This window comes from Ktedonobacter robiniae (assembly GCF_016587375.1).
Taxonomy (GTDB): Bacteria; Chloroflexota; Ktedonobacteria; order Ktedonobacterales; family Ktedonobacteraceae; genus Ktedonobacter; species Ktedonobacter robiniae.
In genome coordinates, this window is the sequence record NZ_BNJG01000002.1 from 2,627,511 (window position 1) to 2,645,227 (window position 17,717).

Genomic DNA, 17,717 nt, shown 5'->3' on the forward strand with positions numbered 1-17,717 from the left:
CCTTTTAGAAATGCTCAATCATGTTGCAAGCTGAGAAAAAGAGCACCCGCATACCGTTATTGTATGCGTCGTGGAGAAGAGATGGCAATCTCATCACACGCAGATTGGCAGGGCGAGCCCTCTGGTTTGAAAGACAGGCTGAAGAATGCGGTAACTCAACCTTTGCGAACACCGCTGTAGAGTTCCCCCCGCTTGTGTAGCGACCAACCGATGTTCACCTGGAGCAATCGTCACAATCTGGTGACGCGATTTTTATTTACGATTGCTCAGCGCTTCCAGACTTGCTGACATCTTCGCAAATTGCTACCGCACTCTCTAATCAGGACCATTGGGAGCCTCCTGGGAAGAGTTTAAAAAACGGTGGAAAACCTCAAAAGTCATCGAACATTCCCGCTATTTTCTCGTTGGATCAATGCCAAGGGCCGAGAACATCGCTGGTACCGTGAGTTTGCGCATGAGGAGTCCCATCTCTTCTGGGGTTTTCTGCTGCTGGTGGTTGAGCCACCAACTGATCGCCGTATAGAGGGTCCCACTTAAATAGGTGGCGAGAAAACCGGCTGGGACGGCTGGTTCGCTCACTATTTCGAGCAGCGGGTTCACTATGAAGTGTTCTGCCTGCTGGGTCATGTAGTCTATAAGCTGCTTCTTGGCGAGGGCAGCTCCCCGTTCACTCAGCAGCACTTGGTAAAGATGGCGGTAATGGCCCACATGCTCGAAGACCTTTTCACTTAACGTCTGCTCTTCAGTGAGCAAGTCTGAGGGCCGCAGTGGCTCAAGCCGTTGCGCCAGATCTTTTTGCAGCTTCTGGAGCGTGCTCGAGAGGAGCTGTTCTTTGTCGTGATAATGCAAGTAGAACGTTGCCCGGCCCATATTCGCCCGGTCAGTAATCTGTTGTACAGTGATACTCTCGTAGTTGTGTTCCTCGATTAACTCCAGCAATGCACGCTCAAGCAGCTGACGGGTTCGTTGGACGCGACGATCCTCCATATTCCTTACTCGATTTCTAGACATGTCTACTAGTAGACATCATATGTTCAGGATTTCTGCCTCCAAGGCGATCTCCTTGACACCTTTGCTCTTCACCAAGCATAGCCACTATTATACATTATGTCTATTAATAAACGGCTTGTCAAGTCTCTTCCGAGAACGACGCTCTTCCTGGCTGAAAGGGGGAGTCACCGTCATCGAGAAACTGCAAGGGCCAAGCGACAACGTTTGAGCTGATGAGCCTGGCCCTTTCCAGAGCATGAAGAAGAGGAGACAAATATGAACACCACTCTCATCGAACAATTTGCTTGTGTGCTGTCAGAGCCAGAGGCAGTGATCACTAATTCCGATGTTATGACTACCGCAGGACATAATTTCTGGGGTTTTGGTGGCGCACCGGGATTGTTGTTACGACCTCGCTCTCGTGACGAAGTTGCAGCAGTCATGCGGCTGGCCACCAAACATCAGATTCCCGTGGTTCCCCGGGGAGGCGCATCAAATTGCAGTGCAGGAATGATGCCCAACCAGGATCGTATCCTGCTCGATCTGGGAAACATGAACCGTGTTCTGGACATCGATGTTGCTGCCCGCCGCGCCCGTGTCCAGCCTGGGGTTATCAACGCCGCGCTCCAGCAGCAACTTGCCCCCTATGGATTGTGCTTCTCGCCCGATCCCGTGTCGCAACCACTATCAACAATTGGCGGCAACATCATTGAGAACGCTGGTGGCTCACATGCCTTGAAGTATGGTGTGACGTTCAACCACATCCTCTCCATAGAGGTAGTCCTGGCTGACGGGACCGTGATCACCCTCACCGCGAACGACGAGGGCCCCGATCTGCTAGGGATTCTCATCGGCTCCGAGGGAACACTCGGGATCGTGACCGAGGCGACGCTCGCACTCCGTCCCATTGCTCCAGTTACTCGTAGTCTCATGGGTGGTTTCGCCACGGCTCATGATGCAGCAGCCACCGTCGCTGCCATCATCGAAACCGGGGTCGTGCCTGCCGCGCTGGAGTGGCTCGATCGCGCTGGCATCGCTGAATTAGAGCAGTTTACCAGCACTGGGTATCCGACCGATGTTGACGCGATCCTGCTGATCGACATCGATGGCACTGCCGAGCAGGTCAACCACGATATGGCGGTCGTTGAACAGATCCTGCGCCGCACGGCTACCGAGGTTCGGCGTGCCGATGATGAGCAAACCCGCTCGAGGCTCTGGTACGGTCGCCTGCATGCCCCTGACGCGGTGTTGCGCAGTGGACTGGCATTCTTCATCGGCTACGTCACTGTCCCTCGCCAACGAATTCCTGAGATGCAGCAGGCCATCCAGGCCGCAGCCCAACGGCACCACGACGGCCTGTCCTTCATTGCTGTGACCGGACACGCTGGGGATGGTGACCTACACCCGACTTCCTTCTTTGATCCGGCCAATCCCAAGAGTGCTCGTGCGTTAGAGGAGGCCAACAACGAAATCATTGATGCAGCTCTCAGCATGGGAGGCACCATCACAGGCGAACACGGCGTCGGAACAGAGAAACGCCAGTTTATGAACAGGCGCTTTACGCCCGTGGAGATCGCTGTCCAACGTGCCATCAAAAGGGTCTTCGATCCCGACGGGCTGTTGAACCCAGGGGTCTTGCTCCCGGACTTCTCCCCTGACGAGCCAGACGCGCCCGCCTTCGAAGCTGCCCTGCGCAGAGCTCTCGACAGCTACCGCACTCATACCGTCCTTTCCATGCCGTCGAAGACAACCGAAACAACGAAGAGCGCAAGCGGAAAAGACATCGCCATCAATATCGCTAACCTCAGTGTAATCGTTGGTTCCGAGGTTTCCCTTGCCGATTTTGCCCACCACCTTGCCAACCATGGGGTGCAGTGCCCAGCCCTGCCTGCCACCCCCGACGGGCGCACGGTGGGCGAGCTGGTTGCTGCCGCAACCGGCGCGGAGCGCATCGCAGTACTTAATGCCCTTCTCGGACTCGACGTGGTCCTTCCCGACAATGACGCCCACGCACGCTTTGGAAGCGAGAGCATGAAAGACGTGGCCGGCTACGATGTCAAACGCCTTTTCACTGGGAGCTAGGGCACATTTGGCACCATAACGACTCTGATCTTCAAGCTCTCTGTCCAGGCATGATCGCCGCCGGGTAGGCCGGAAGCACCCACTTTGGTCTACCCGGTTCAGACGCCGAGGGAACAAACAAGGGGGATGGGGAGAACCTATTCCTCACCATTTTAAAGGTCAGTGTATCCAAACCTGAAAACGGTACGCGAAGATGTGGATGCGCTCATCACAAAGAGCCCAACTGCCTTTGTTGGAATAGAGCAAATTGCTTTGTGATCGAGTTTGACACAGAAACGAAAGCGTGAACGTGATTCGCAGGTGGCAAAGGCAGCCATCCTGGAACTGTCAGTAGCTTCCTGGAAAAGGCGCGCGAGCAAGGAATCATTCGCCCAGAGATTGATCCTGTACTGCTGGTCGCGCATGTGCTGAATATATGTGTCTTTCACGCGCTCTCTATCCTTCGCTACCAGATACACTTTCCAGAGTGAGATTTTTCCTCGCCAGAAGCACTCGCGCAAGCTCGCGCGCAGATTGTCATGCTGGTGCTTCATGGCGTTATGACCTCTAAGGAGACAACACATGCGACTGAACTACCGCTGACAGGCGACAATCGTGCTGGTTTTGGGACTCTTCATGGCGGTCCTGGACAACACGATTGTGAGCGTGGCTCTGCCGCAGATCCAGAAGGCATTTCACACAAGCTTTGACACGGTTACCTGGATCTCTACTGGTTACTTCCTTTCCCAGGCGGCGGTCATTCCAATCATTGGCTACCTGAGCGACCGCCTGGGTACCAAAGTGGTCTATCTCACGGCATTGGGGCTTTTCACGCTTGGGTCCGCCCTCTGCGTCTTCGCTCCTAACGAGGAACTGCTGATTGTCTTCCGCGTAATCCAGGGTCTCGGTGGGGGTGCGATGATGCCAACGGCTTTCACGCTCATCTACCGTCTCTTCGGACCAACCGAGCGCGGGCCAGTAACGGCCACTGTTGGTATTCCGGTCTTCCTGGCTCCGGCCTTCGGCCCAACCATTGGTGGCTATCTGACAACCGCCTTCGACTGGAGCGCCATTTTCACAATCAACCTGCCTCTTGGACTGATCGCGTTTGTGCTGGGCCTGTTCATCCTGCGCAATCGCGCCCAGGAACGCGCGGCAGCAGGCGAAGAGCATGCCAGCGAAGGGCAACGAGTTGATATTGCCGGGCTGCTCCTCTCGATGCTGGGCTTTACCACGCTGGTGTATGGCATCACCGAAGCTGGTACACGAGGGTGGATCGATCCTATCGTCATCAGCTTTATGGTGGCGGGAGGCGTCATCCTGATCGCGTTTGCCATCGTTGAGCTTTTCATCGCCAGCGATCCGGTAATCAATCTGCGCCTCTTCGCGCAATATACATTCGCCATTTCTAATCTCTTGTTGTGGGTCGTCAGCGCTGTACTCTTTGGGAGCCTGTTCCTATTGCCCTTCTTTTTCGAGAACGTACAGGGGAATACGCCGCTCACCGCAGGTCTGTGGCTCATGGCCCAGGGTATCGCGACGGCGGTTGGTATGGTGCTCGGAGGTCGACTGTACAATCGGGTCGGGCCACGTCCTCTGGCTTTCGTGGGATTAATTCTGCTGGCTGTTGGCACGTATGGATTGACGCAACTGAATGTCTCAACCTCAGGAGGTGCGTTGCAGAGTTGGCTGATGCTACGCGGCCTGGGACTGGGATTGACCAACACCTCTCTGCAAACAGTCGCGCTTTCGGCAGTCAGTAATAAGGCGATGGCACGCGCTTCCTCGCTCGTCAACGTCATGCGTATGGTCTTCTCGGCGATCGGCGTCGCGGTCCTGACCAGCTATTTGAGTCAGCAGGCCGTTTCATACGCGACAATGGCAAAGCAAGGAGTACAGAAGATTCCACAGAGCGGTATAGCGGTGACTTGCGCGGCAACCGTGGGAGCACGCGCCGAGGCACTGAAGCATTGTGTGACCCAGCATGTCACGGTTATAGGACTCAACAATACCTTCTGGCTTGTCCTGATTGGATGTGTTATCTGCATATTCATCACGCTGGCGCTCGGACGTGATCCGGCGCTTGAGGCAGCCAAAAAGGCTCGCGCTAATGGCGAAGTTGTGCAAGCGGAGGTCCAAATGCCGATTGGCGAGTAAAACGCCGTTCGCAAGCAGATCGCTAGCATCGTTCTTTAAGCAGAGAGGCGGTGGTGGTCCCGATTGTTGTTGACAATTGGGACCACCACCGCCTCCTGGTAACTGACCTGAAGGTTCGACCAAATGACGAAACAAGTCGCTTCTCTGTGATATTGGTGTATGATGTTCGATCCTCATGACTCCGGCTGTTTCCGCCAGTCGTAGCCTCAGAGAAAGTCGCGGTCAGGACCAGACAAGTCGGTCTTGGACCAAGCGTTAGCTCCTTTGGCTGGCCAGGAGCGTTTGGGACAACCTGGATTGCGGACCCGAAAGAGGATTTGATGGCAACCCTACTCCTTCAGGTCGGAAGTGCCAACCCGTTCTACACGCAAGTTGGTGAGGATTTTGTCACACTGACCTATCAGGCGATCTGTGATTGAAGCATACAGAACCTCTGGCGACATGGCGCGATCCTCATTCCGATTGGTGGAAGGAGCGAGCGTCCTTACCCTGCCATATCGACAGGTCGATAGCCACAATGTCTGAACCACCCGTGAGCATCCTGCATGGTAATCGTCAGAAGAGCCTGTCCAATGGCCTCTTGCGATTCCTCTGGAGTGCGTGCCCTTACCCGACGTAAAAACGCTTTCAGTTTGGAGAATGCCTCCTCAATCGGTGACAAGTCGGGGGAGTAGGATGGCAAAAACAGAAGCTGACATCCTTGCGCTTCGATGGCTTGCCGAACTTTTTCTCCGGTATGCGTATTCAAATTATCCAGGATGACAATTTGCCCCGCTTGTAGACTCGGAGCCAAAATCTGTTCGATGTAGAGTTCAAACACGGTGGTATCCGCCGAGTCTTCCAGGAGAAGCGCTTCGCCCATGCCTTGAAGCGAGAGCGAAGCCAGAAGCGTGATATTGGCGCGCCTATTGTGTGGAACCGCACCATACGCTCGTTCTCCAAAAGGAGAACGAGCATACAGGCTGGTTAAGGCGATGTTCGAGCCGCATTCATCAATGAACACCAGTTTGCTGGCATCTAACGTTTTTGCCTGCTCACGCCAGGCAGCGCGGTCGGCTTCATTCTGCTCACTTGCTCGCAAGGTTTTCTTCTTACGGGTCCAGTTCAGACGGTGGATCGCACGACTCGTGGTTGCGGAGCTGACCTGGATGCCGTGTGTAGTTTGCCAGAACTGGCAATGCTCGATAAGCGTCGCATCGGGGAGTGCTTCGAGTTGAGCAAGCAATCCAGCGTGCAGAGCCGCTCCCTTTTTTGATGGGCGACCTGGAATGGCCTTGGGCTTCACATCGCCGGTTTCGCGTCTTAACTTGAGGTAGCGTTTGATCGTGGATTGGGAAACCGCAAACGTTTTAGCAATTTCTGCACGTGGCTTCCCCTGGTCAACCACGCGCAGGATACGCTGGCGTAAATCTTGAGAATATGCTCGCATGCTCTCATTTTGTCATCAGGCCCAACTTTTGTGAAGAGTGCTGTATGCCTACATTGATGATCAATGGGTTGAATGTGTTGCCGATGCTTTTCTTCAGGTGCATGGGCGCTCAGAACGCGAATGGAATGTGATTCTCGACGAGTGGCGTGAAGACCAGCGACAGCACCAGATGAAACGCGTGACACTGGATGGTCCCCGCCTGGCAGAGTTTTTACTGAAACTGGAAAAGGATGAGGCGTGTTTGCTCCAACGTCAACATGATCTGGAAGAGCAACCACTGCGCGAGGCGCTTTTGCTCGCGGGGCCTCGTCCTGTACAGGAAGATCAAACCAGGAGTGATGCCCCGATCGAAATAGATTTGTCGAACCTACCACGTTACGAGGTGTACCACTGATGCCCACACCAGACATGCTTCCAACAAGTCGCCTTGAGAGCTTTAGAACCTTGAAGGTGAAACACCCGCGTCTCGAAGAAGTAGAGCGGTTCCTGCTCCGAGCTATTTCTGGACACCGAAGCTACACCCTGCTGGATCTCTATGGAGCAGGGGGAGTGGGCAAATCGACCGTTGTGGAGCAGATCGTGCGTCAGTTACGCGATGCGGAAACAGATCCCGCTGTGGTCCCGGCGGTGATCGTGCAGGCATCACCAGAAGATGTGGGATCGGCGGCGCGCCTTGATTATTACCAGCACGTGCTTGACCAGTTTCAGCACCATCCGGCCATCCGAGATCGGACGAAAAATCTGCCGCTCTATATCAATCGAGGGAAAAAGAGCAATGATCCTGCTGAATGGCTGGAGGTCCGCAATGTGGTCGAGTATGCTCTGAGGTTGTTTCAGGTAAAAGTGGTCTTTGTGGATGAAGGTCAGCACTTGCTGGCCCCAGATCCTCAGTGCAAGCCGACTGCGCAGTTAGATTGGCTCAAGGCGCTCGCGAATCGTACCAATATGCTGCACGTCCTGGTGGGCAACTTTGATTTGTACGAGTACTGCCATCTCAACGGCCAAACAACACGGAGAATGCGCGATCATCATTTTCCTCGCTACCATCTGGATAATCAGAAAGAGTGTGAAGAATTTGTCGGTGCTCTCCAAAGCTTGCTCGAAAACGTGCCTCTGACGGTCGATGTGCCAGCACTGCTCTCTCACTGGCGTTGGTTTGGGGAATGGAGTATGGGATGTGTAGGAGTGTTAGGCGATTGGATCGTCGAGACCGTGGATGCGCTTTGGAGCGAGAACAAGACGGTTCTGACGGTGGATGCGCTCACTAGCTCTGCCTTACAGCCCGACCAACGGGCTCGTTTAGAGATGGAAGCTCGAACAGGAGAGCATCGAGTGGCACGAGCCAAAGTGCAAAGTGAACAAGAACTCCAGCAATTAGTAGATACTCATGCCAACGAGAGGAAGTCAGTTCAGACAGTCAATCCTGCCGCAAATGGAGGAGGGCGGGAACGTAAAGGAAACCCGGTCGAGCGAGCGGCTGTCCGTGATCCAGTGGGCAATCAGGCACCGTCGGCAAACACGCTAAGATGCATCTTTTCTGATGTGCTAGATATCGATCCAGGACGCTTTCAGGACAGCGGAGTGGCGCGTGGAGAATGCCCTGAATGTGCAGCATTGCGTCAACTTCAACTCCGCAATGGGATTCTCCGTTATCCTGCCCATGAGAGGCGAAAGACACAGACGCTTCAGACAGAGCGACGGTGGGTGCAAGGCGAAACCAGGTGGGAAATTATTTCGGGTGCAAGGCGAAAAGAGTGATTGGAGCACCTGTAAATCCCAAATTTGGTGAAGCAATTTCAGCACAAGTATCTGAAGCAATAGCCTTCAAATTGCCTCAGATACTTGTGCCCATTTCCTTTCACAGAATGCTGCGATTTATACATGAGTATCAGCAGCAGCATGGTGGGATTTACTCGTGTGGGAATGTCGCTTGCCGCATGTGCCGAGAGAGAAACAGCCATCCGGTGATCAGAAGCAGGCCACTCCACACGATGCCCACGGTCGGCAACACGCCCAGATGCTCCAGGCTCAGCCCGAGTGCAAAGGAGCCGAGGGTTTGGACGCTGAACAAGATCAGGCGAGAGACGCCATTGACGCGGCCTTGCAGGACATCGGGGACGACAGCGAAGCGATAACTGTCCATGAAGATAGCACGGATCGAGTCGGAGAGAGCGATGGCAGCGAAGACGGCTCCCAACAGCAGTGGCGTCGTGATGAAGCCATAGAGAGGGAAGAGCACCACGAACACGACCAGGGCACAGCGAAGCGTGAGGCCAAAGCGTATGCGCCGCTGCAACGGCGGGCAGAGCGCCGCGCCAAGCAGGTTCCCGACGCCGCCACATGCTCCGATCAGGCCATAGAGCACCGACGGGATATGCTGCTGTTGCACAATGTCCAGGACGAGAAGCATACTGGCTGTGATGGTGAGGTTGACATAGCTGGAAATTAGGAAGATCGAGCGTATGACCATATGCTCCCGCAGCCAGGTGAGCCCCTCGCGCACTTCTTGGAGCAGGTGGTGACGCTGCGTCCTCCGTTCATCTTGCATGGGCGAGCGTATGGAGAAGAGTGAGCCGAGCAAGATCAGAGAGGAAAGCGCGTCGGTGACGAACGGGAGCAGCCTGCTGATGCTAAAGAGCCAGCTACCCAGGGCGGGTCCGACAAGCGCGCTGGAGCCAACAATCACCTCGTTCTGTGCGACGGCTGTGGTAAGCTGGCTCTTTGGCACGATCCATGCCAGTGCTGCAAATCCGGCCAGCTCGTAGAAAAGCGAAATGGCTCCCAGGCCAAAGGCGATGGCGTAGAGGAGAAGCAGCCGCAGTAGTCCGCTGGAAAGGCTCAGCACCAGGGGAATACTTGCCACGCACACCATCAAGCAGAAGGTAGAGAGCAGCATCACGCGTTTGCGCGGCCAGCGATCCACCAGCGACCCGGCGGGGAGGCTCAACAGGACGTAGGGAAGCTGTCCCAGGCTATACGCGAGGGAGGCAGCAGCGATAGAACGCGTCAGTCCCACAATGAGCAGTGGAAACGCAAACTGTGTGCATGAAGTGCCGAGCGAGGAGACGGCGTTGCCGAGCCAAAGCAAAAGATAGTCACGATTGCGCCAAAGGGAAACGGGCTGTGGTGGAATGACTTCCGTGTTGGTCATGAAACATCCTTTCGTTCGACTTGTTTCTGCAAGAAGGGAAGCAAAAGGAGCCCGGCAACCGAGGCGCGGTCCAATCAACACGGGGCTGAGATACATCGCAGGATGAAGACAACGCATATCCTCTCACCAACGCGATCAGCGCTGCGCGTGAGGAGGGCGCTATTCACAAACAGCCACGTAAGCCAAAAGTGCCGGGCTTACGCGGTCAAAAGCGGTTTCACACCGCCTGAGGGGAACAGATATCTTTTACTCATCAGCCAGATGATAGCATGGAGATCGCATCGGTGTCAATGAATACTGCTCACCCCACCCATCCGCTCTTCCCATCCATGCGCAAGGGGATGGGAAGACTCGGCTGGCTCGGTGCGCGTGCTGACAACGCGTAAGCATCATGGGTATTCTGGCAACGCGGATTGGGTGCAAGCGAGAGGTGTGTCTGCCTTCTACTTGTAAATCGCAGCATTCTGTGAAAGGAAATGGGCACAAGTATCTGAGGCAATTTGAAGGCTATTGCTTCAGATACTTGTGCTGAAATTGCTTCACCAAATTTGGGATTTACAGAGCACCTCACCACAAGAGCCCACGAAAGGTTATGCTGCGCTTTTTCTTCTGGCGTGGCAAGGCAGAAAAGTATTTCTTTCTTTTGAAGGGACTGGAAAATTTATGGTGCGGAGTCTCTTCTTCCTCATATCCTCTATCCTGGCTTCCCAGGCCCATTTACTTGAATCTGACGAAAGATATGGTTCTGAAAAACGAAGATTTACGGTCAGTCAACAGCATCGACCCTGGCAAACCCTGGCAGAACTATGCAGAAACCTTGTTCTCGATCCAAAAACGTCTCGCGGACCACGCTTTTTCCAACGCGCGCAACTGGGCGGAGATCCAACAGGCGCATCAGACGTGGTGGAACAACTACAATAAGGAGATCACCGAGGTCAAGAGTGCATGCCGTCTGGAGACACACTTTCGCAGTCCCCAAATGGATCTGTGGCAGCTCTCCGACACTGAATGGTTACTTGCTTTGAGGAGGCCAGAGCCAAGTCCGCGCAAGAAAGTGAGCAAGATCACGGCTTTCGCGCAACAACTCCCATTGCCTTTGTTTGGCGCGACTGGATAACAAGAAAAGGTGCAAGGCCTTTTTGAAGGGATCTTGCTCCACCAAATGGGAAATGACGTCCGCGCGTGAGCAGGTTTTGCCCTCCGACCTCGCGCACTTGCCCTCCCATATGAGCGACTTTCACACGCGTTTCCTGGAAAAACCGCTCCCCATCAGGTATACTGTTCCTCAAACGTATCAAGAAAAGGACAAACAATGGGTAAGAGAAATTATCTTATCGAGGGAGTCTCCGGCACGGGCAAAACGTCGGTCTGCACAGAATTACAGCGTCGTGGCTACCAGGCCATTCATGGTGACCGGGAATTGAGGTATCAGGGCGATCTGGAAACGGGTACGCCAACGGATATCTTCACGTCTGATCGCTACAAGTCCCCCCTTTGGGATATAGAGAAAGTACAAGCCTTAATCGCTAACAAGGATGAGGCGGTCACCTTTTTCTGCGGTGGGTCGAGGAATTTTTCCAAATTCATCGAGTTATTAGATGGCGTGTTTATTCTTGAGGTCGACCTTGACACCTGTCTCCGGCGGATTGATGAGCGAGTGGCACTGGACCCAACTGACTGGGGCGGAAAACCAGAGGAACGGGAAATCATTGCGCGCTTGCATCAAACGAAAGAAGACATACCCAGCAGTGGTATCGTAATAGATGCAACACCGCCGCTTGTCAGCGTCGTGGACGAAATCCTTCGCCATGTCCGAGTTTCGGCTTGATTCCGAAAGACCGAAACGCTTTGTGCTCATATGGGAGGGCAGGTTCTGTCAGAACTCAGAGAGAGGCTTGTCCTGGAGATCGTTTGCGAGGTATGATAAGAACCATTACCGACCGGAGAAGGAGTGCTTCATGCCTTGCCCACACTGCGCCTCAGTCACGACCAAAGAACAAACCCAGAAGACCACGCTCGGCTATCGGATGTTCCGTTGCTCTACTTGTAAGCACCTCTTCAACGAGCGGACAGGAACCCCGTTCAACTTCCTGGAATATCCCACCGATGTGGTCCTTCTAATTGTCCTGTGGTGGCTCCGGTATAAGTTGAGCCTGCGAGATCTCGCTGAAATGTTTCTTGATCGAGGCTTGACGTTCACCTATGAGACCGTTCGGGAGTGGGAAAGGCGATTTGCCCCGCTTATTACTGAGCAATTGCGGACCAAACGGCACGGACAAGCAGGACAGTCGTGGTACGTGGATGCGCACCTACGTCAAAGTGAAAGGAAAATGGTGTTACCTCTATCGCGCCATTGACGCAAATGGCAACCTGGTTGATTCACGTCTCAGCGAGAAACGGGATATGGAGGCCGCCCAACAGTTTTTCAAGCAGGCACTCGCCGTTGTTGGCCATACCCCTGAACGGGTGACAACGGATGGGCACGCCTCCTACCCACGAGCAGTGCGTGAAACGCTGGGCGCTCATGTGCTCCATCGAACCAACAAATATCTCAATAATCGCCTGGAGCAAGACCATCGGGGAGTCAAGCAACGATATTACCCCATGCATGGCTTCGGAAATTTTGACTCGGCTGCTCGTTTCTGCTCTGCCTTTGACGAATTAAGGAACTATCTCTGCCCTCGCTCCACCAAGGGAGAACCATCCTTACGCTCAGAACAGCGGCGAGCTTTCCTTGATCGGCTGACAGCCTTGAAGACATCGGTACAAGCAACCTCCTAGCAAGAGACCGCAATATCCTCAGCATTCGATTTCCACGATGAGCTTCTGTGTTCTCAGTTCTGACAGAACCCCCTTTTTTGTTGCCTTGCTACAGGGATGCTCGATCTTGGCGTAGTGGAAAGAAGCCACATCGCTAGTGCAGGTTCAAGAGACCTGCTGTGTAAGTAGCTCAAGGAACTCAGCGTCAAAGGAATCGCAGACGTGCTGTTTGATCTCGCTGCTCTGAATCAGACCGTTGGCTCAATATGGTTAAACCACGAACTCTCTGCTGGCAGCCAGCGTAAGGTGATACCCACTCACGATTGATCCATACGAGCTTGTGGCTGGATCAACGGATTGTGTTCACGTTACGATGAAATGGTATCCCACTCCCCAAAAACACAGCCACATCGGAGACGCTGCTCCAGTTTGGCTCTTCCATATCAAAACGTTCAGATCTCTTTATCAAAACGTTCAGATCTCTTTCAGGAAAAGCTGGTAATCTGGGTAAGAAAGCCTTGCTTTGACCAAAGAAAGAAGGAGAAATAGATGTGTTTCCGACATCCATATCCTCATCTCGCTGGACTCTCGTCCCTCTTTTCAACACGTTGGGCTTGCTTGCTGATCGCACTGTTGTTCATAAGTTGCTCTTCCCCCAACACGGGCATTCCAAACGCCACTTCAACAGAGGCATCGGGAAGTCCACACATCACTGCCACCGCCCCCGCGAGCATTCCACAGCTAACCTCAACAGTAATCACGAGCCTCGCGCCGGTGACGACACCTCTGGCTCCGCCTCCCCAGGATTGCACCACCAAGCCCCCACCGCAGCAGAAGCACCTCGACAGCCTGGGCTCCAATACCAATGTGCGTTTAGTCGGGGGTGGAGCGTTCTGGACCTATGACGGCTTCTATCAGAATGTTCTCCACCTGAGTCAGTTTGGCCCTGATCAGAGATGGCCAATGACGAAATGGGTCGTTGAAGTCGGTCCAAACACTTCTCTGCCAGTCACGTTGCGCCTGCGAGATAGACAGACGAAAAGACTGGCCTGGTGGACCGATGGCCAGACTCCCCCCAGAGCTGCCACTCAGACGCTGATCCTGAACCCGCTCACAGATACAGGGGATGTCGGCTCCGTATCCGGCGTACCAGACATTCCACATGGCTCATCAGGTCCCAGCTGGTCGGAATGGGGGCTCTTCCCCGTTTTCTCCACTGCCGGTTGTTACTCTCTGGAGGTGAGTTGGTCTGGCGATTCCTGGCAGAGCATCATAGCTGTCGGAAGCTAGCATTGGGTCAAGAGACCTGCTGTAGAAGCAACTCAAGCAACTCGCACGCGAAGGAATCGCAGACGCGCTGCTTGAGCTCGCTTGCCATCAGCAGCCGAGCCGGTTCAACAATGGCGCGTTTGCCATGAACCCATTTGGGCTCAATGCGGTTGAGCCAGGGACTCTTGGTAGGCAGCCAGCACGGGATAATGCGCATTTCAGCTTGGTCCGTGCAAGCTTGTTGCTGGTTAGCCGTTCTTTTTCCCACGAGTTGCGCAACGAGCGTGTCGAGGGAATGACCCGTTGAGAAAAAGGCCGCTACAGCCTTGAAACACGCTCTCGGTGGTGAGCAAGAACCCCATCCTTCGTCGAGAAGCGAGGTACCTATGAACGATATCGCCGATACATCGGTCCGCATCCAGACCTCTGCGGAAGATCGTCTCTTTGAGAAGAGAGCAAGATGAGAGAAGTTTTTTTCATGCTCTCATGCTATGCTCGCGAAAGCGAGCAACGTTCGTCATGCGGAGCCGAGCAGAGAAGAAACGCGCAGAGCTTTGTCGCGGACACATGAACACGAGATCCAGAGGAGAGACCTGGCGGCATCGCCTTTCTCCCATCACCCAACAATTGATAAGGAGTGCTTTTCATGAGAAAAATTATCGTCCACATGTTCCTCACGCTTGATGGCGTCATGCAAGCTCCTGGTAGACCTGACGAAGACACTTCCGACGGCTTCAAATATGGCGGTTGGACTGCGCCGTATTTTGCCGAAGCTGACGAAGCGGCTGGTGAGTTCATGGCAAAATATATGAAGCCTGCAGATCTTCTTTTAGGCAGGAAAACATTTGAGTTTTTTGCTTCCTACTGGCCTGAGCATGCAGACATGTGGCCTGGCATCAATGACGTCACAAAATATGTGATGAGTAATACCATGGACAAATCAGATTGGAAAAACTCAGTTTTTCTGAAAAGCACCTATGACATCAAAAAGCTCAAGAATTCAGAAGGCTCTGATATCCAAGTTCACGGCAGCGGCAACCTGATCCAGACACTGCTCAAACATGATCTGGTTGATGAGCTGTGGTTGAAGACTTTCCCCGTCACGCTTGGCAACGGCAAGCGTTTGTTTAGTGAGGGCACTCTTCCTGCAGCCTTTACATTAACAGACAGTTTGGTTACGCCAAATGGTGCGATTTTCGCCAATTATGAGCGAGCCGGAGAAGTCAAGACAGGTACTGTTGGAGCTTAAGGCGGCTAACCTGTTACTAATTCTCCAGATAAGCTGAAGATCCTACGCGATGCGCAACGAGCGGCTAACCCGTAGCGAGCGGGGATAAAAAAGTGCCTTTTTGAGAGGAAGAATCAAACATCTTTCCTCAAGGAGGCACATATGACCAGTATCGCTGATGGATCAGTAATCGTCCAGACCTCATCTGAGTCTGTTCCCTCGATTCCCTCCTGGTTTGGCGAAGTCGTGCTGATTGCCAAGCACTTGCACAAGAACGGTGTCCTGACTAAGATCAACGAGGAGGTACACTTTGCGCGCCGTCGTTTCGGGCACTACGAGGTCATCGACTTTCTCGCAGTTCTTTTCGGCTCGGCTATGCCATCAGCGGGGAACGCACCCTGGAAGGGTTCTACCAGAGACTTCAGCCCTTTGCAGGGCCTTTCATGGCCCTCTTTGAGCGTGCTCAGTTGCCCGCCCGTTCAACGCTCTCACGCTTTTTGGCAGCGCTGACTGAGGCACCCATCGAAGCTCTGCGCACACTCTTTCTCGATGATCTCCTCAGCCGCCCGCTCTCGCACGAGAACCCCACTGGAAGCCTGGTGGATCGAGAGAGAGGTGAGTGGATGGTCTTTGATATCGATGGCACGCGTGAGGCGGCTCGTCAACGCGCCTTGCCCCAAACCGAAGAACTGCCCCTGCCTCTCGTCGGCTCGATGAGATCTGTGCTCCTGGTTACCGAGGGCGCAAACGTGGGCAAGTGGTGCGGACTCGCACGGTCATCAGCCAAGCCCACAGTTTCCAGTGGCTCGGCTCCTTTGGCAACCGAGGCAACGGGCTCTACCGGGAGGAACTGCGGCAGGGCAAAGCCGCCATCAGTCGTTACCAGGCTTTCCATCAGCTCCCGCGCGAACGCTGCCTGCTTCGGCTCGACGGACAATATGGCATGGGGGCCGTGCTTGCAGACCTGGCTGGCTTCGCCTTTGTGACACGCGGCAAGGAGTACGCGGTGCTCGATCATCCTCTCGTCCAGGCACGTTTGTACCTGCCCCCGATCAGATCCAACAGCGCCCGGAAAGCCAGATGGTGCGCAGCCTCTACGACTGCCCAGAGGTACCGGTTGGACCTGAGGGGGTGCTGTACCGCGTGGTGGTGGCAACTCATCAAGCTTCCCAAAAGAAGAGTCCCGTTGGCGTCACGCGTGCGGGCATCGTCTATGAACTCTTCTTCACCAACCTTCCGCAGCAGGCATTCACCGCTTCTGACGTTGTTGAGTTGTATCTGCATCGCGGGGCCTTTGAACCGATCCTCTCAGATGAAGACATCGAGCAGGACCCCGACAGGTGGTGCAGCCACGCGGCCTGGGGGCAGGAAGCCTGGCAGATCATCAGCCAATGGGTCTGGAATATCCGACTCGAACTGGGGCATCAACTGGAGCCAACGCCTGTGCGCACGACCGAATTTGCTCCTGCTCTTCCACCTTCTTCACCGCACACGGCTCCCCCCTCGGGCTATGCTCCCCCTCACGTGGGCCTGCCCTGGAAAGCAGGTCGCTTCTCAGGACAAGACTTTGTTCTCCAGCCCGATGGGACGTTGCGTTGTCCTGCTAATCAGAAACTGATCCCGCATGAGCAACGTAGAGAAGACGATGGAAGCCTACGTGTCGTGTATGGAGCCAGCATTCGCAGTTGTCGTCCCTGTCCGCTGCGTGAGCAGTGCCAGTGGAATGGCAACGCCACGGCAAAGCCGCGCCAGGTCAGCGTCCTCTTGCATCCTCTCCAGGTGGGTTCTGCCCCGCTGCTCTGGCGGGATTGGAGCCGCAGAGCACACTGGCGCGCCTGTCTGCAACTCGTGCGACACCAACGCATCGAGGTGAGCCTGCTATCTCCTACCACTACTTCGCCAGGCGAGGCGGAAGCGATCCTGTCCCGCGCACAACGCGCGCACTATCGTCTCCCATGGCAAGAGCGGCTGGCTCGCAATGCTCGCGTTTCAATAGCTGGGCAAGTGACGATCAGACTCTTTGGTGTCCCAGAAAGCTTTGCCACCTCGCTCGGTTTGGCGACGGCTTAACATCGTCTTGACAACTGGTGGGTTCCCTCTTCTCGGAGAAGCTTGCTTCTCCGCGTGGGGCCTCATGGCCTTTTTTTCCTCTCTATCCTCCTGTTTCTGCCTTCTCTAGCAGGCTGAGCGTCCGGTTTTGAGCCACTTTCGCTCCTCAGATCAGCTTTAGCTCTGCAACAATCTCGTTGCGCAACTCGTGGGGAGTTCCAGGTTATGCTTCTCTTTTTGAACTACTGGCTATGATATGTTTCAAAAACTGAACCGTAAAACGATTCTGCAAAGCGCTGAAGCGAGGATAGGAGCCAAGTGCTGGTCAGCTTTTGCGTCAAAGGACTGGTTAAGATCCATGTCAAAGCACACATCTCTTGCTCATACTGGCTTGTTTTGTGAACTTGCTCACATATCTCTGTTTCTATGGAACAAAAAGGAGAGAGCCGACGATAGATATAGTGAGAAACAAAAAATTGATGGGTTCTTATGCTAGAAGCCAGAGCCCGTAAAAACCTCTTCCTTGGAAAATGAGGAAAAACAATTATGTTACGTAAAATTTCACTGATGTGTATTCCGCTTTGCCTTATCCTGCTTGCTATTCTCTCCGCCTGTGGCACTCC

16 protein-coding genes and 1 pseudogene are annotated in these 17,717 nt (G+C 54.2%); 12 read left to right on the forward strand and 5 right to left on the reverse strand.

From position 1 onward, the window contains the following. Positions 1 to 393: 393 nt before the first annotated feature. Complete coding sequence (locus tag JMJ04_RS32265) at positions 394 to 987, reverse strand: TetR/AcrR family transcriptional regulator (protein WP_201374439.1); 594 nt, start codon at positions 985 to 987, stop codon at positions 394 to 396. A gap of 279 nt (positions 988 to 1,266) precedes the next feature. On the opposite strand from JMJ04_RS32265, the gene JMJ04_RS32270 reads away from it, so the two are divergent. Then, on the forward strand, positions 1,267 to 3,072 hold the full coding sequence (locus tag JMJ04_RS32270) for an FAD-linked oxidase C-terminal domain-containing protein (protein WP_201374440.1): 1,806 nt from the start codon (positions 1,267 to 1,269) through the stop codon (positions 3,070 to 3,072). A 594-nt stretch (positions 3,073 to 3,666) separates the two neighbouring features. Then, the gene (locus JMJ04_RS32275; protein ID WP_236038567.1) at positions 3,667 to 5,208 is read left to right on the forward strand and encodes a DHA2 family efflux MFS transporter permease subunit; all 1,542 of its coding nucleotides are present in this window, start codon (positions 3,667 to 3,669) and stop codon (positions 5,206 to 5,208) included. A gap of 484 nt (positions 5,209 to 5,692) precedes the next feature. Here JMJ04_RS32275 and JMJ04_RS32280 read toward each other — a convergent pair whose 3' ends face one another. Then, positions 5,693 to 6,637 carry an IS630 family transposase gene (locus tag JMJ04_RS32280; protein ID WP_201374441.1) on the reverse strand — a complete coding sequence of 315 codons (945 nt, stop codon included), beginning with the start codon at positions 6,635 to 6,637 and terminating at the stop codon, positions 5,693 to 5,695. Positions 6,638 to 6,674: 37 nt separating this feature from the next. Between JMJ04_RS32280 and JMJ04_RS32285 the strand changes: the two genes are divergently transcribed. Together JMJ04_RS32285 and JMJ04_RS32290 are read left to right on the forward strand one after the other, a co-directional pair. Next, positions 6,675 to 7,031, forward strand: coding sequence for a hypothetical protein (locus tag JMJ04_RS32285; protein WP_201374442.1), 357 nt, complete (start codon positions 6,675 to 6,677; stop codon positions 7,029 to 7,031). Then, on the forward strand, positions 7,031 to 8,395 hold the full coding sequence (locus JMJ04_RS32290) for an ATP-binding protein (protein WP_201374443.1): 1,365 nt from the start codon (positions 7,031 to 7,033) through the stop codon (positions 8,393 to 8,395). Before JMJ04_RS32285 ends, JMJ04_RS32290 begins: the two co-directional genes overlap by 1 nt. A gap of 151 nt (positions 8,396 to 8,546) precedes the next feature. On the opposite strand, the gene JMJ04_RS32295 is transcribed toward JMJ04_RS32290, so the two are convergent. After that, positions 8,547 to 9,788, reverse strand: a complete 1,242-nt coding sequence (locus JMJ04_RS32295; RefSeq protein WP_201374444.1) for an MFS transporter — start codon at positions 9,786 to 9,788, stop codon at positions 8,547 to 8,549. A gap of 739 nt (positions 9,789 to 10,527) precedes the next feature. On the opposite strand from JMJ04_RS32295, the gene JMJ04_RS32300 reads away from it, so the two are divergent. From JMJ04_RS32300 to JMJ04_RS32315, 4 genes and pseudogenes are all read left to right on the forward strand, one after another. After that, the gene (locus JMJ04_RS32300; protein WP_201374445.1) at positions 10,528 to 10,905 is read left to right on the forward strand and encodes a hypothetical protein; all 378 of its coding nucleotides are present in this window, start codon (positions 10,528 to 10,530) and stop codon (positions 10,903 to 10,905) included. A gap of 195 nt (positions 10,906 to 11,100) precedes the next feature. Continuing rightward, a complete protein-coding gene (locus JMJ04_RS32305) occupies positions 11,101 to 11,616 on the forward strand; it encodes an AAA family ATPase (RefSeq protein ID WP_201374446.1) in 516 nt (171 codons plus the stop codon). 130 nt (positions 11,617 to 11,746) lie between these two features. Continuing rightward, positions 11,747 to 12,569, forward strand: a pseudogene (locus JMJ04_RS32310) (IS6 family transposase). 528 nt (positions 12,570 to 13,097) lie between these two features. Beyond that, positions 13,098 to 13,838 carry a hypothetical protein gene (locus JMJ04_RS32315; RefSeq protein ID WP_201374447.1) on the forward strand — a complete coding sequence of 247 codons (741 nt, stop codon included), beginning with the start codon at positions 13,098 to 13,100 and terminating at the stop codon, positions 13,836 to 13,838. Between the two features lie 7 nt (positions 13,839 to 13,845). Here JMJ04_RS32315 and JMJ04_RS32320 read toward each other — a convergent pair whose 3' ends face one another. Then, on the reverse strand, positions 13,846 to 14,034 hold the full coding sequence (locus JMJ04_RS32320; RefSeq protein ID WP_236038568.1) for a hypothetical protein: 189 nt from the start codon (positions 14,032 to 14,034) through the stop codon (positions 13,846 to 13,848). Between the two features lie 429 nt (positions 14,035 to 14,463). Here JMJ04_RS32320 and JMJ04_RS32325 point away from each other — a divergent pair, with 429 nt between their 5' ends. From JMJ04_RS32325 to JMJ04_RS47215, 4 genes are all read left to right on the forward strand, one after another. Next, the gene (locus JMJ04_RS32325; protein ID WP_201374448.1) at positions 14,464 to 15,066 is read left to right on the forward strand and encodes a dihydrofolate reductase family protein; all 603 of its coding nucleotides are present in this window, start codon (positions 14,464 to 14,466) and stop codon (positions 15,064 to 15,066) included. Positions 15,067 to 15,207: 141 nt separating this feature from the next. After that, complete coding sequence (locus JMJ04_RS47205) at positions 15,208 to 15,555, forward strand: hypothetical protein (protein ID WP_236038569.1); 348 nt, start codon at positions 15,208 to 15,210, stop codon at positions 15,553 to 15,555. Beyond that, positions 15,489 to 16,031, forward strand: coding sequence for a hypothetical protein (locus JMJ04_RS47210; protein ID WP_236038570.1), 543 nt, complete (start codon positions 15,489 to 15,491; stop codon positions 16,029 to 16,031). The genes JMJ04_RS47205 and JMJ04_RS47210 overlap by 67 nt, the downstream gene beginning before the upstream one ends. Positions 16,032 to 16,125: 94 nt before the next feature. Further along, the gene (locus JMJ04_RS47215; RefSeq protein ID WP_236038571.1) at positions 16,126 to 17,115 is read left to right on the forward strand and encodes a hypothetical protein; all 990 of its coding nucleotides are present in this window, start codon (positions 16,126 to 16,128) and stop codon (positions 17,113 to 17,115) included. 221 nt (positions 17,116 to 17,336) lie between these two features. Here JMJ04_RS47215 and JMJ04_RS47220 read toward each other — a convergent pair. Next, positions 17,337 to 17,717: hypothetical protein (locus JMJ04_RS47220; RefSeq protein ID WP_236038572.1), on the reverse strand; the 381-nt coding region annotated here is incomplete at its 5' end.